At 59.3% G+C, this 13,710-nt stretch carries 10 protein-coding genes, 1 tRNA gene and 1 pseudogene; 9 read left to right on the top strand and 3 right to left on the bottom strand.

Annotated features, from left to right (window positions below; genetic code table 11):
* The first annotated feature begins 135 nt into the window (after positions 1-135).
* The 4 genes from JYG36_RS16285 (at position 136) to JYG36_RS16300 (ending at position 5,330) form a co-directional block, all read left to right on the top strand.
* Positions 136-618, top strand: coding sequence for a hypothetical protein (locus JYG36_RS16285; protein WP_213601607.1), 483 nt, complete (start codon positions 136-138; stop codon positions 616-618).
* Positions 618-1,328, top strand: a complete 711-nt coding sequence (locus tag JYG36_RS16290; RefSeq protein ID WP_093384017.1) for a fimbrial biogenesis chaperone — start codon at positions 618-620, stop codon at positions 1,326-1,328. The genes JYG36_RS16285 and JYG36_RS16290 overlap by 1 nt, the downstream gene beginning before the upstream one ends.
* Complete coding sequence (locus JYG36_RS16295; protein WP_249744359.1) at positions 1,325-2,347, top strand: fimbrial protein; 1,023 nt, start codon at positions 1,325-1,327, stop codon at positions 2,345-2,347. The genes JYG36_RS16290 and JYG36_RS16295 overlap by 4 nt, the downstream gene beginning before the upstream one ends.
* 133 nt (positions 2,348-2,480) lie before the next feature.
* Complete coding sequence (locus JYG36_RS16300) at positions 2,481-5,330, top strand: HD domain-containing phosphohydrolase (protein ID WP_213601609.1); 2,850 nt, start codon at positions 2,481-2,483, stop codon at positions 5,328-5,330.
* A gap of 50 nt (positions 5,331-5,380) precedes the next feature.
* Here JYG36_RS16300 and JYG36_RS16305 read toward each other — a convergent pair whose 3' ends face one another.
* Positions 5,381-5,944, bottom strand: a complete 564-nt coding sequence (locus JYG36_RS16305; RefSeq protein ID WP_213601611.1) for a recombinase family protein — start codon at positions 5,942-5,944, stop codon at positions 5,381-5,383.
* Between the two features lie 289 nt (positions 5,945-6,233).
* On the opposite strand from JYG36_RS16305, the gene JYG36_RS16310 reads away from it, so the two are divergent.
* The 3 genes from JYG36_RS16310 (at position 6,234) to JYG36_RS16320 (ending at position 8,913) form a co-directional block, all read left to right on the top strand.
* A complete protein-coding gene (locus JYG36_RS16310; RefSeq protein ID WP_213601613.1) occupies positions 6,234-7,301 on the top strand; it encodes a fatty acid desaturase in 1,068 nt (355 codons plus the stop codon).
* Between the two features lie 74 nt (positions 7,302-7,375).
* Positions 7,376-8,521, top strand: a complete 1,146-nt coding sequence (locus tag JYG36_RS16315; RefSeq protein WP_213601615.1) for a serine hydrolase domain-containing protein — start codon at positions 7,376-7,378, stop codon at positions 8,519-8,521.
* A gap of 50 nt (positions 8,522-8,571) precedes the next feature.
* A complete protein-coding gene (locus JYG36_RS16320) occupies positions 8,572-8,913 on the top strand; it encodes a hypothetical protein (protein ID WP_213601616.1) in 342 nt (113 codons plus the stop codon).
* Positions 8,914-9,244: 331 nt separating this feature from the next.
* On the opposite strand, the gene JYG36_RS16325 is transcribed toward JYG36_RS16320, so the two are convergent.
* Positions 9,245-9,318: transfer RNA gene (locus JYG36_RS16325), tRNA-Cys, on the bottom strand.
* A gap of 309 nt (positions 9,319-9,627) precedes the next feature.
* Between JYG36_RS16325 and alkB the strand changes: the two are divergent.
* Positions 9,628-10,284 (top strand): annotated as a pseudogene (gene alkB, locus JYG36_RS16330) (DNA oxidative demethylase AlkB).
* A 104-nt stretch (positions 10,285-10,388) separates the two neighbouring features.
* Entirely contained in the window at positions 10,389-11,666 is a 1,278-nt protein-coding gene (locus JYG36_RS16335) for a bifunctional O-acetylhomoserine aminocarboxypropyltransferase/cysteine synthase (protein WP_213601617.1), read from the top strand.
* Between the two features lie 69 nt (positions 11,667-11,735).
* Here the strand turns inward: JYG36_RS16335 and JYG36_RS16340 are convergent, their stop codons facing one another.
* On the bottom strand, positions 11,736-13,586 hold the full coding sequence (locus tag JYG36_RS16340) for a polyurethane esterase (protein ID WP_213601618.1): 1,851 nt from the start codon (positions 13,584-13,586) through the stop codon (positions 11,736-11,738).
* Positions 13,587-13,710: the final 124 nt, after the last annotated feature.

The following is a 13,710-nucleotide window of genomic DNA, read 5'->3' on the forward strand; positions in this document are numbered from 1 at the left end:
AGACAAGAAAGACCCCGTAGTTTATGCGAATGCTGATGGCGCTGGCCAATAGGGCCAAAATGAGAATCGTCTGATTTCGATTCGCAGGTGGCGTAGGTAATTTGAACTTTCCATTCTGGTCAGTACGAATTAGCAATGAACTTACATAATTCGGAATTAACGCGAAGCAAGCAAGCAAGCAAGCAAGCAAGCAAGCAAGCAAGCAAGCAAGCAAGCAAGCAAGCAAGCAAGCAAGCAAGCAAGCAAGCAAGCAAGCAAGCAAGCAAGCAAGCAAGCAAGCAAGCAAGCAAGCAAGCAAGCAAGCAAGCAAGCAAGCAAGCAAGCAAGCAAGCAAGCAAGCAAGCAAGCAAGCAAGCAAGCAAGCAAGCAAGCAAGCAAGCAAGCAAGCAAGCAAGCAAGCAAGCAAGCAAGCAAGCAAGCAAGCAAGCAAGCAAGCAAGCAAGCAATTATAAGTTAGGTGCCGCCTGCTTTGCAAGTATTATATCCGTTCTTTCTGGGTGCGCGCTTACTTCGCAACCTGCAACTAGCGACTACTCGCTAGTTGCTCAATACCTCACCACACTAAAGTCCGAAAACCCCAATTACCATTGGGCGTTCATCGAGAGGCCAGATCAGTAATGGCCTTCACTTCCTCGACACCCTTATCTTTCATTAAAGTCATCCTGCTGTGGCTCGCCGTCGGTAGCAGCGCTGAGGCCATAATAAAAATCGATGGCACACGACTTATTTATACAGGCCAACACCGCGAAGCCACCCTCCGCGTCACTAACGTATCGTCGCAAACCGTCGCACTTCAAGCCTGGGTCAGTTCATCCGAAGAAAACAGCAGCGATGTCCCCTTTGCCTTGGCCCAGCCTCTAATTAAACTGAATCCGCAGCAAGTAGACGTACTGCGAATACTCTACAGGGGCGAAGGCTTACCGGAAGATAGAGAATCACTGTTCTGGCTAAACGTCATGGAAATCCCCCTTAAGCCCGACAGGCAAAACAGCGTTCAAATGGCAGTCCGCCAACAGTTGAAGCTGTTTTTTCGACCGCCAGGGTTGCAAGGCACATCCTCCTCATGTATCGCCGGATTGAGCTGGAAAGTAAAGAATGTTGACTCTATCGAAGTCACCAACACCTGCGCCTTTCACCTGTCGCTGGTGGATTTGCGGATAGAAAGCAGCGACCGCAGCACCGCGCTCGACGAATACACCTTATTAAAGCCAGGCGAAACACATCTCCTGCGCAGCACTGTCGCCGCCATCCCTGCCGATGCAAAAATAATTTTCACTGAAATCAATGATATTGGGCTGCGCCACGTGCATGAGGCAAACATCCAATGAGTACGTCCTTCAGTTACTTGCGAACCCTCAAAATGATGCCCTTGAAAACGTTTGCTTTGATAATGCTGCTGGCCGCATCCGCCAGCCCGGCTACCAGTTTTGCCCTCACCTGTGTAGAAGAGGGTACACACTCTGCTGTCATCAGCGAGTCGCTGGGCACTGCACTGGCTGTTCCCGCAGACGCTCCGGACGGCACGATAATTTGGGAATCGTCGTTATACTCAATAAACGTTAAATGTGCAGATGACTACAATTACGGTGCAGAGACTATCTACTTTCATATGAATCCCGCCAGCGTCAGTATCGGCGACGGTATACGGGCCGGCATCAGATACAATAAAACTGCCATAACCTCAAGCAGCGGAAAGGTCAGCACAGGCTTCTCTTCTCATACGGGCTGCAATTGGGTCAATTGCACAGGATGGGACAATGCCAAGTTCACCCTTACCTTCAGCATTTTTATTGAAAAATACGGCGCCACCCCCTCTTCCGGGCAAGCGGGTTCACGGCCGGACTATAGAGTGTTTCAACTGGATGGCACCGGCGGCCAAAACATCAAACCCAACAGCAACCTCAATTATGTCGTCACCGGCATCAACAACATTCGCTTTATTCCCTGCTCACCGGAGCTGACAATAACGCCAAGCACCGTCAATTTCCGCAGAGCGCTCTCTGGCACCGCAACTGTCGGAAACGTCGCTAGTAGCGCTAACTTCAGCCTGGGACTATCACGCGCCTGCGACACACCCTACACAGTAAACGCCCGATTCGCTTCCACTCCAGGCGGAGGGTCCGTCATCAACAATCTGTTGGTGCCGGCGAACAACAGCTCCGTAGGTATCTCCCTCGCTCGCGTTGATAACAACGAGAAAATCCCGTTCGACACCTGGTTCAAATTGGCAGACCTGACCGGTCGTGAGCTGAGCAAAAATGACTTCAAAGCAGACCTGATCTGGCGCGAGCCTGCTAAACCCGGGGTGTTCGAAGCCTCTGTGATCGTCGACCTGTTCTATAAGTAAGCTAACAGGCCGCTGACGGGGATTGTCAGGCGCCCATCCCAGCCTGTGCGGATTAGCAGCTAAGCTTTTCGCGATTGAGCTTCGAGTTCCTGACTACCCGTCGTTAAGTGCCAAGAGCGCAAGGTCACCCGCCATGAATGAACAGAGGCACAGCTTCTCCCTGCAATGGATGGTGGCGCTGGCCATCATGCTGGGCCTGCTGCTGCTGGGCACGGGGCTCGCCTGGCAGGGTAATCGGGCAATTCAAAAGGCGCTGGTGGCAGCCGCAGGCGATTCCGCCCTGCAGCTTGGCAAGACCATCGACGAACGGGCGCGGCGCCTGCTCGATCCGGCGCAAAGCAGCATCCGGCTGCTGGCGTTCAACCCTGGCGCAGGCACTCTGGCCGAGCGCCTGGAGCAGGTCCCGCAACTGATCGAGAGCCTGAACGCCAACAAAATGCTCAGCGCCGCCTACATCGGCTATTCCAGCGGCGAATTTCTCCTCGTTCGCCGGCTACGCGACCCGCAGCTCATGCAGCACTTCGGCGCACCGGCCGGCAGCCGCTTCCTGGTGCAGAGCATCAGCAAGGGCGACGACGGCGCGCTGCAAGGCGAATGGCGCTTCTACGACCGGCAACTGACCCTGCTGCAAACACAAGCCCAGCCGGACTATCACTACGACCCCCGCCCGCGCCCCTGGTTCGTCGAGGCCTTCAGGCAATCCAGCACCGTGCTGACCCGCCCCTACGTGTTCTTCACCACCCGCGAGGTCGGCATCACCCTGGCCCAGCGCAGCGTCGATGGCGCCGCAGTGATCGGCATGGATGTCTCGGTCGATGACCTGGCCAGCGAGAGCCGCGACCTGCGCATGACCGCCGGCACCGAGACGGTGGTTATCGACCAGCAGGGCAACGTGGTGGCGTACCCGGACCTGCAGCGGGTGATTGTGCAAGAAGGTGACGCGGTGCGCCTGTCACACGTAGCCGAGCTGGGGGTGCCCAGCCTCGAGCACCTTTATGCCAGCCCGAGCCTGGGCCCTGCGCCGCAACCGTTCCAGGTACAAGGCAAGACCTGGTACGGCATGCGCATACCGCTGACGACCCTGGCCGGGCAAGACCTGCAGGTGCTGATCGCGGTACCTGGCAACGAACTGCTTGCCGACGCGCGCAAGGTGCTCTGGGAACAGGTGCTGTGGACGGCGGTGCTGATGGTCGTGCTGCTGTTCCTGGGGGGCGTGCTTGGCCAGCGCATTGGCCACTCGCTGCGGCTGCTGGCCGAGCAAGTACGGGGCCTGGCCGGTTTTGATTTCAGCCGCGAGGTGGGGGTGCAATCGCGGGTGTCCGAGGTGCGGGAATTGAGTCAGGTGCTGAGCCAGATGTCCGCAACCATCCTCAACTTCCAGGCCATCACCCTCACCCTCAGCCGCGAAACCCAGCTGGAGCGCATGCTCGACGGCGTGCTCAGCCATCTGGTGGACGCCGCCAGAGCAAGCGCTGGCGCAGTGTACCTGTTCGACGCCGAGCGTGGCTTGCTGCGCCTGGCTGCCGCTTGCCGAGGCAGCGGCTACCCTGCGCAACTTGCGGTCGACGAAAACCAGCATGAGGATCTGCCAAACACCGTGACACGCGCCCTCAAGCTGGGCCGACGCAGCCATGCGGTGGTGCTCAGGGACCGTAGCCAGGCGCTACTCGGCATTTTGCTGTTGCAACTGCAAGATGAGCAGGCAGGCAATGAGGTCGGCCAACCGTTCCGGCGTTTTGTCGAAGAATTGTCCGGCGCGGCCGCCGTGGCCATCGAAACCCGCCAGTTGGTCGAGGCCCAGCAACAGTTGCTGGATGCCATGATCAAGCTGCTGGCCGATGCCATCGACGCCAAGAGCCCTTACACCGGTGGTCATTGCGAACGGGTACCGCAACTGGCGCAAATGCTGCTCGACCAGGTTGCGCTGGCTGACAGCGGCCCCTACGCCGAGTTCAGCATGACCGAGGCCGAGCGCTATGAGTTTCGCGTCGCCGCCTGGCTTCATGACTGCGGCAAGATCACCAGCCCCGAGCATGTGGTCGACAAGGCGACCAAGCTGGAGGCCCTGTACAACCGAATCCACGAGGTACGCATGCGCTTCGAGGTGCTCTGGCGCGATGCCGAGCTTGCCTACTGGCAAGGGCTGGCCAACGGCGAGCCGCAGCAGCGGCTGCAAGCAACCCTGGCGCACTGCCAGGCGCAATTACAGGAAGACTTCGCCTTCGTCGCCAGGGCCAATGCCGGTGGCGAGTTCATGGAAGAAGCCGACATCCAGCGACTGCAACAAATTGGCCAGCGCCGCTGGCGTCGGCATTTCGACAACCGCCTGGGCATTTCCCGGGAGGAAGATGAACGCTTCAAGGATGTGCCGCCGGCGCAACTGCCGGTGGACGAGCCGCTACTGGCCGACCGTCCCGAGCACCGGGTGCCCTGGGGCGCGCGCAAGCCGCCGGTGCTCAAGGACGACCCGCGCAACCACTGGGGCTTCGACATGCGCCTGCCGGCCAACGCCAGCAACCTGGGCGAGCTGTACAACCTGTCGATCCGGCGTGGCACGCTGAACGAAGAGGAGCGCTTCAAGATCAACGAGCACATCGTGCAGACCATCGTCATGCTCAACGCCCTGCCGTTCCCGCGCCACCTCAAGCGCGTGCCGGTCATCGCCGGCAACCACCACGAGAAAATGGACGGCAGTGGTTATCCGCGTCGGCTGGGCAAGGATCAGTTGGGCATTGCCGAGCGGGTGATGGCGATCGCCGACATCTTCGAAGCGCTCACCGCCGCAGACCGGCCGTACAAGACGCCCAAGACCCTGTCCGAGTCGGTGAAGATCCTGGTGTTCATGGCCCGCGACAAGCACATCGATGGAGACCTGTTGCGGCTGTTCCTCAGCAGCGGGGTCTATCGCCAGTATGCCGAGCGGTTCTTGCAGCCCGAGCAGATCGACAAGGTGGATGTCGAGCACTGGCTGCGGCAGATATAGCGGCGAACAACGCTGCACGCCAGCGCAGGCCGCCATGCGCTGGACAGTCGCTATGTCGATTTCAAGTACCGATAAAGTGTCTGACGGCTGATATCAAAATCACGCGCCAATTTGGATTTACTTTCTCCTGCACCGGCGCGGTCAATTAAACTTACAACCTGATTGTCAGACAGTTTCTTCTTGCGCCCACTGTAAGATCCACGATTTTTGGCAGCGGCAATACCGGCTGCCTGTTTTTCCCTGGCCACAACGCGTTCAAACTCTGCAAGTGCCTCCATTACCGAAATAATAGGCCGTACAACCTCCAGATTGTCATGCCGGAACACCAGGCTCTCGCTCAAAAACTCCAGCGTTACCTGCTTTTCAACCAACTGTCGAATCAGCGTGCACAGCTGCTCGGTACTGGAGCTGAGCGATGCCATGCTGTCCACTACCACAGTATCCCCGCCCTGTATGTAGCGAAACAGCTTTTCAAGGCCTGCACGATTGGCGGCATTGTCTGTAGGTTCATCGCAAAACACGGCGTCAAATACATCATGGCTGGTTCTTTTCTCTACGCGGCCCTCGGCTTCTTGTAGAGAGAGCCGGAGATATTTGATGCGGTGCAATCTCATGGTGCCTCCTTGGCATTAGCTGTACGCCGTACTCAAAACTTATACAAACTGTAACTAAATCATCAAATCCTTACACAAACGCCTGTCACACTTAGCCCACCCAAAATACACAGTTGCAAAGACTTAAACTTACCTTATCATTTTGAAAGTTGAAATGATCCTAACAAGTTTTTGCCACACCGTCGATTTCGCAGCTCTTGAATGAGCCGCGTACATTCACGCGGCGAGTGCGAATGCGCCTGTTTTACCGTGCACACGCAATTCCCCGACGTAAACAGAGGATACAGGGATGAATGCCTTGGAAAACACCGTCGAAACTGACCAGTCAATTACCGACCAGGAAAAAATTGAAAATGTAACCCGGCGCATTACCGAGCATGGTAATTACCTGCGCAAGCGTTATCCGATCTTGCAGTATCAAAGTGCCTTGGGCGCGGGTGTCATGGTATTTTCCCTGGTGGGAATGGTGGTTACCGGCGGGCTCTACCTGAAGGGTTTTATCCCGGCATGGACGTGTATTTTAATCAACGCGCTGTTGACGTCGTTCATACACGAAATTGAACATGATCTGATTCATCGCCTTTATTTCAGAAAGCAGCCGCTGGCCCATAACGCCATGATGTTCATGTGCTGGCTGGCCCGGCCAGGAATGCCCAGCCCGTGGCTAAGGCGCAGCCTGCATTTTCATCATCACAAGGAGTCCGGCACGGATTCGGATGTCGAAGCATGGATCACCACCAGTGGCAACCCGTGGGGCGTATTGCGGCTGTTGAAACTGATGGATGGATTTATATTTGGATTTTTAAATGCGATCTTCGCGCCGGGATGGCGGCAAAAGGTAAGGTTGTTAGGCAAAATCATTCGCCTCAATACACCGTTCGGGCTTTTGTACTGGGGCTGCTGGTACGTATTTCTCGGCTATCACCTGTATGGGTGGCTGGGGTCAATCATCGGCGCCGAAGTTCACCGCTCTGCGGCAACCCTGGCACTGATGGATGTCGTTAATAGCGTCGTGGTTATCCTTATCGCGCCGAACCTGATACGGCAGTTTTGCCTGTTCTTTATAAGTTCAAACATGCACTATTATGGCGATGTCGCTCCGCGCAATGCGCTGCAACAAACCCAGGTAATGAACCCGTGGTGGCTGTGGCCATTTCAGTTGTTCTGCTTCAACTTCGGCAGCACCCACAGCATTCACCATTTCGTGGTAAGAGACCCATTTTATCTTCGCCAGATGACCGCGCCGTATGCGCATAAAGTCATGGCCGAGGCCGGTGTGCGCTTCAATGACTTCGGCACTTACAAACGAGCGAACCGTTTTTCCATGAACCACGTTCAAACCCGCTCGCGGGGTTGATGGGCGGCGGCCGACGTTGCGCCATCAATGTTTTGGCCCTCGGTAATGGTGTTCAGCTACAAGGAGTGTGAAATATGAAAGCGCAAGGGATGTGTGCGAGTCAGTTCGACGCGGTCCGGCAGGCCTTCGAGGACATGTTTGATGATCCGCAGGAGCGCGGGGCCGGGCTCTGCGTGCAGATTGACGGAGAGATGGTTGTCGACCTGTGGGCCGGCGTGGCGGACCAGGAAGGCACCAGGCCCTGGACCCGCGACACGCTGGCCAACACCTTCTGCGTGGTGAAACCCTATGTCGCGGTGGCGGTACTGATGCTGGTTGAACAGGGCAAGCTGGAGCTCGATGCGCCGGTTGCCCGTTACTGGCCTGAGTTCGCCCAGAATGGCAAGGCAAAGGTCACCTTGCGCCAGGTGATGAGCCACACCGCAGGCCTGCCGGCGCTACGCGCCCCCGACCATAACGCCATGATGTATGACTGGGAGCATATGGTCCGGGTTCTGGCCGCCGAGCCGCTTTGGTGGGAAGCGGGAACCGACCTGGGCTACGGCACCACCACCTTTGGCTGGATTCTCGGCGAGTTGATTCGGCGGGTGGACGGACGAGACCCCTGCGACTTTATCCACGCAGAGATTCTGCAGCCCCATGGCCTGGACGTTCACCTTGGCGTCGACGAAAAACACTTTCACCGTATCGCCCGTTTCGACAGCGCCAGGGGGCGGGTCGGTGACCCTTACTCGCAAGGCTTGCGCGCCGTGCTGAAAAACCAGCCAACGCACATCGCGACCTTCGCCTTCACCAACCCCGGCATGGTGCCTAAACGCACCAGCGACCCGCGCTGGTGGGCCTATCGGCAACCGGGTGTGTGCGGGCATGGCACCGCGCACGGCCTGGCCGGTTTCTACAGCGCACTATTGGCAGGCAATTTCATCGGGCGCGAACTGCTCAATGAGTTCAGGCGAGAACACAGTCATGGCATGGATCGGGTCTGGATGCGGCCAATGCGTTACGGACTGGGCTGCATGCTTGAGCAGCAACGCGACCCGACGGCCTCCCACGCCATGGGCCCGCAGACTTTTGGCCATATCGGGCTTGGCGGCCCGATAAGTTTCGCCGATCCCGAACGGCAAGTGAGCTTTGGTTTTGTCACCACCACCTCGGGCAGTCATACGATGATCGATCCGCGCCCTAGCCGGCTGTCATCGCTGGTCTATGCGGCGCTTTGATTCAGGGGCTGCCTGGGGGTAGGATGGCCGCCCTGATAAGGAGATCAAGATTGCAGCCATCCGAAAAACAATGCCCCTTCTGCGCTGAAACCATCAAGGCGCAAGCGCGACGCTGCAGGCATTGCCATGCCGACCTGAGCAAGAAAACCATAGGCGTCTTTGCCAAGACAGGCATTACGGTTGTTGTCCTTGGCATTGTTTTGCTTGGGTTCGGCGCATTTGTCGCAAGCTCACCTGAAAGCAAGGAACAGTCCGAAGCGCAAGCTGCAATTGACCTCTGCCGCGAACGCGAAGCGTCCTACACGGGGCCTGCCAATGGGCGCAGCATAATCAGCGCTGCCTGCCAGAAGATCGAGGATGAACTGCGGGGTAAATTCGGGCACGCACCGTAAGCCACTGCATTGCTCTTTAGAAGAGCTGGAGCGAGACGGCATTATCGGCTCGCTTGTGCCATGACACTCCTGGCAGAGGCCGGGGCCGTCAAGCGCTCTTGCGGCGCTGGACACGCCGGTGCACAGCAAAAGCGATGTTCGGCAACATCATGATTGTGAACATGCCCCAAAACCCGACCTTGCCGGCGCCATGTAGGTAGCCACCCAGCGCGATGAAAGCCACTGTAAGCAAGAATTGAAGCGATACGAATTTCTCTAGACCTCTCATCCTGACTCCTTTTCTGGCGCAAAGAAAAACCCCGCAGACGTTAATCTGCGGGGCTTTCAATAATGGAGGCCGAGGTCGGAATCGAACCGGCGTAGACGGATTTGCAATCCGGAGCATAACCACTTTGCTACTCGGCCTCAAATGCCCGAGACCCTGAAACTGCGATCTCAAACATGTACAACTCTTTAAGGAAACAACTTGCTAAAACTGCTATCTCCTTGAAAACGCTAGGCTTTTTTCGTGCCTCGTTTTCGATGGACGCAATTATGTACTCATTCCCCTGCTCTGGCAACCCCTTGAATTCAAAAAGTTTTATTTTTTTCTTCGAGGGGCTTCGGGCGCCCTGCAGTGCGGGCTTTGCGCGCAAGTAACAGGGTGACAGCACAGGCGCCAAAGCGCGTTACTATACAGGCTCTACACACCATCCGCTGCCCAGATTGCTGCTTATGATGCAAACCGAACTGGACCTGTTCAACCCCGCCAGCCCCGCCGAGCCGCAATGGATCGGCAAGCAGGCCGTGGTGTTGCCCGGCTTTGCCCTGGCCTAGGTCGAGGCGCTGCTGCCTGAGTTGCGCAAGGTCATCACCTGCGCGCCGTTTCGGCACATGGTCACCCCCGGTGGCCTGAACATGGCGGTAGGTTTGACCAACTGCGGGGCGCTGGGCTGGGTCAGTGATCGCCGCGGTTATCGCTACAGCCCGGTCGACCCACTCAGCCAGCAGCCCTGGCCAGCGCTGCCAGCGGCGTTGAGCGAGCTGGCAGCGCTGGCCGCTGCAGCCGCAGGCTTTGCCGATTTTCAGCCCGATGCCTGCCTGGTCAACTGCTACAAGCCGGGCAACCGCCTGAGCCTGCACCAGGACCGCGATGAGCGCGATTACAGCCAGCCGATTGTCTCAGTGTCGCTGGGTTTGCCGGCGGTGTTCCAGTTCGGCGGCCACAGCCGCAGCGAAGCCACGCAGCGCATCGGCCTGCGCCATGGCGATGTGATGGTCTGGGGCGGCGCAGACCGCCTGCGCTTTCATGGCGTGCTGCCGCTCAAACCGGGCAGTCACCCTGTGCTGGGCAGCCGGCGGATCAACCTGACCTTGCGCAAGGCAGGCTAGGCAGCTCGAAATTGCGTAGCAAGCCCGCGCCTGCAGGCCTTGACCGTCGCTCCCTGGCCGCTCCATGCTCTAGCCCCCTTCCCCGACTTTCAAGGAACGATTGCATGAAGCTGGAAACCCTGGCCATCCACGCGGGCTTCAGCCCCGACCCGAGCACCAAGGCCGTGGCGGTACCGATCTACCAGACCACCTCTTTTGCCTTCGACGACACCCAGCACGGTGCCGACCTGTTTGACCTGAAAGTCGCCGGCAACATCTATAGCCGGATCATGAACCCCACCAACGACGTGCTTGAACAGCGCATGGCGGCGCTGGAAGGCGGCGTCGGTGCGCTGGCCGTGGCCTCGGGCATGGCCGCGATCACCTACGCGATCCAGACCGTGGCCGAAGCCGGTGACAACATCGTCTCGGTGGCCAAGCTCTACGGCGGCACCTACAACCTGCTGGCCCATACCCTGCCGCGCTTCGGCATCCAGACCCGTTTTGCCGCCCACGACGACATCGCCGCCCTCGAAGCGCTGATCGACAGCCGCACCAAGGCAGTGTTCTGCGAGTCGATCGGCAACCCGGCCGGCAATATCGTCGACCTCCAGGCCCTGGCCGATGCCGCCCACCGCCATGGCGTACCGCTGATCGTCGACAACACCGTGGCCACGCCGATCCTCTGCCGGCCGTTCGAGCACGGCGCCGATATCGTCGTCCACTCGCTGACCAAGTACATCGGCGGCCACGGCACCAGCATCGGTGGCATCGTCATCGACTCGGGCAAGTTCCCCTGGGCTGACAACAAAGAGCGCTTCGCCCTGCTCAACACCCCCGACCCGTCCTACCACGGCGTGACCTACACCGAAGCCTTTGGCCCTGCGGCCTTTATCGGCCGCTGCCGGGTGGTGCCGCTGCGCAACACCGGCGCGGCGCTGTCGCCATTCAACGCTTTCCTCATTCTGCAAGGCCTGGAAACCCTGGCCCTGCGCATGGAGCGGCACACCGAGAACGCGCTCAAGGTCGCCCACTATCTGCAAGGCCATGAGCAGGTCGCCTGGGTGAAGTACGCCGGTCTGCCCGATCACCCCGAGCACGAACTGGCCCGGCGCTACACCGAAGGCAAGCCGGCTTCGATCCTGTCGTTCGGGATCAAGGGCGGCCAGGAGGCCGGTGCGCGCTTTATCGATGCGCTGCAGCTGGTGGTGCGCCTGGTCAATATCGGCGATGCCAAATCCCTGGCCTGCCACCCGGCCTCCACCACCCATCGCCAGCTCAACGATGAAGAACTCGAACGCGCCGGCGTGCCGCGGGACATGGTGCGCGTGTCGATCGGCATCGAACACAGCGATGACATCATTGCCGACCTGAGCCAGGCGCTGGAGGCCAGCCGCGGCTGATGCTGTCCGACCACATCAGCGCGGCCTGACTGCGCAGGATCGCTTGAGGCTAGCGGGCGCAGCGGTGACTCAAGCGATCACCACCTGCGCCGCACTCAGGCTATTTGCCGACACCCCGACCAGGGTCACGCTATCGCTACCGAAGCTCAGCACCGCATCACTGCCCACCTGGCTCAGGTGCTGGCGAATGTCCGGTTGCGCCGTGCCACCCTCGACGCCGATGAATACCAGTCGGTCATCGGCGTCGAAGCCCTGTACCTGATCCTGGCCGAAGTGGCCGCTGAACAGGAAGGTGTCGCTGCCACCGCCCGATACCAGCACGTCGTTGCCGGCGCCACCGACCAACACGTCGTTGCCACGGCCACCTTGCAGATGGTCGTTGCCGTCCAGGCCAAACAGCCATTGGCCTTGCGCGCCCGCCTTGAGGCTGTCATTGCCTGGCGTACCGTTCTGGCTGGCGGCGTAGGCGTGAACCTTGCCGCTGCTCAGCAGCCCCGCCGGGTCGATCTGGTGGCTGACTTGCTTGCTGAAGAACAGCAGGCTCGATTCCTTGCTGACCAGGGTTTCGACCTGTTTGACCAGGCTGATGCCGCCGCTGCTGTCACGCAGGTACAGGGTGCCGTTGCCATCACGGGCGACATCAAATTTGTCCAGCGCCTGGCCGAGCTTCAAGGTGTCGTGGCCGGCGCCGCCGTCGATCAGGTTGTAGCCGCCATCGTCACGGAAAGTGTCGTTGCCGGCGCGCCCTTCCAGGTAATCATTGCCGCGCCCGCCATGAATCAGGTCGCCGGCGTCGGAGCCGATGATAAAGGTGCTGCCCTTGTGCGCTTCGGCGTTGCGGTTCAGGTCCTCGACCCAGGTCGAGCCACGGCGAACGTCGGACAGGTTGCTGACGACAATGGTCGAGTCCTTGGCCGTCCATTCATAGAATGCCGAGTCCAGCACCCGCCCCAGGCCGTCGCCGTAGGCGCTCGGCAAGTGCGAGAGCCAGGTGGCGATGTTGCCGATCGAGTACGGCAGCAGGTTCCAGGCATCGGAGGCATAGTGGTCGTTGAAGTTGACGATGTTGTCGGTGCTCGAAGGCTTGGCCGCATCATGCACACCGAAGGTTGCCCAGTCGGCTTTCGAGCCATTGAGCGCGCGGAACACCGGGTCGTTCTCGTAGCCGATGTTCAGCACCTTGCTGCTGTCGCTGGCCTGGGTGGGTGAGGCAAAGGCAACGTAGCGGGCGTCCTGATAGAAGCCGCCCCAGGTGTCGTTGCTAAGCTCGGCCAGGCTGTTGACACCAAGGCCACCGAGGCTGTGGCCACTGACGGTGATGTCGCTGCCGCTCAGGCCGTTGGCCTGGGCGAACCGGGCGACATCATCGAACAGCCGGCCGAAGGCATTGGCGGCGTAGTTCTTGGCAAAGTCAGCCGGGCCAAAGGCCGCCATCAGGTCGTGGATGGCATCGCTGATGGTGTCGCCGATCAGGTTTTCCCGCGGCCCGCTGGTGCCGCGAAAGGCGATGCCCAGGCCGCTTAACTGGCCGGCGGCGTCGTACTTGCCAAGTATCTCGACCTGGGCACTGGTGTAGCCGCGGGTTTCACCATGGAAGGTGCCACGAAAATCCGTAGTGCCCTGGTAACCCAGCTGGCTGGCGCTGATCGGCGTCCAGCCGGCGGCCTTGACCGCAGCCAGGGCCTGGGCTTCGGCGTCGGGGTTCCAGGGGATGCCAGGGATCGCGCCCTGGCTGTCGGTGCCGCCGATCAGGGCCTTGATCAAGGTGGCCGGTAAACCGAGGCCAAAACCGTGCTGCTGGTAGCCAACGGCAAAGCCGTTGTCGATGCCGTGGTAGGCATACAGAGTCAGCGCCATGGCGTCGCTGTAGAGGGCTTTGGAAGCGGCGCTGTCGAGGTGGCGGTAATCGAAAACAGGCATGGCTATACATCCTTGTGCAGGTGGCAGGTAACCCTGGCGACATCGTCCGTTGACACACCCGTGGGCAAACCCAAACGCTGCCACAGGGGCAATTGGCCCGTCCATGGCAACATCGATGGCAAGC

It is taken from the genome of Pseudomonas sp. SORT22 (genome assembly GCF_018417635.1).
In the GTDB taxonomy this organism is placed as follows: domain Bacteria; phylum Pseudomonadota; class Gammaproteobacteria; order Pseudomonadales; family Pseudomonadaceae; genus Aquipseudomonas.

Excerpts from the sequence above, each read along its gene's own strand:
- JYG36_RS16285 (WP_213601607.1), top strand. The coding sequence starts at position 136 with ATGAACTTACATAATTCGGAATTAACGCGAAGCAAGCAAGCAAGCAAG.
- JYG36_RS16290 (WP_093384017.1), top strand. The coding sequence starts at position 618 with ATGGCCTTCACTTCCTCGACACCCTTATCTTTCATTAAAGTCATCCTG.
- JYG36_RS16295 (WP_249744359.1), top strand. The coding sequence starts at position 1,325 with ATGAGTACGTCCTTCAGTTACTTGCGAACCCTCAAAATGATGCCCTTG.
- JYG36_RS16300 (WP_213601609.1), top strand. The coding sequence starts at position 2,481 with ATGAATGAACAGAGGCACAGCTTCTCCCTGCAATGGATGGTGGCGCTG.
- JYG36_RS16305 (WP_213601611.1), bottom strand. The coding sequence starts at position 5,944 with ATGAGATTGCACCGCATCAAATATCTCCGGCTCTCTCTACAAGAAGCC.
- JYG36_RS16310 (WP_213601613.1), top strand. The coding sequence starts at position 6,234 with ATGAATGCCTTGGAAAACACCGTCGAAACTGACCAGTCAATTACCGAC.
- JYG36_RS16315 (WP_213601615.1), top strand. The coding sequence starts at position 7,376 with ATGAAAGCGCAAGGGATGTGTGCGAGTCAGTTCGACGCGGTCCGGCAG.
- JYG36_RS16335 (WP_213601617.1), top strand. The coding sequence starts at position 10,389 with ATGAAGCTGGAAACCCTGGCCATCCACGCGGGCTTCAGCCCCGACCCG.
- JYG36_RS16340 (WP_213601618.1), bottom strand. The coding sequence starts at position 13,586 with ATGCCTGTTTTCGATTACCGCCACCTCGACAGCGCCGCTTCCAAAGCC.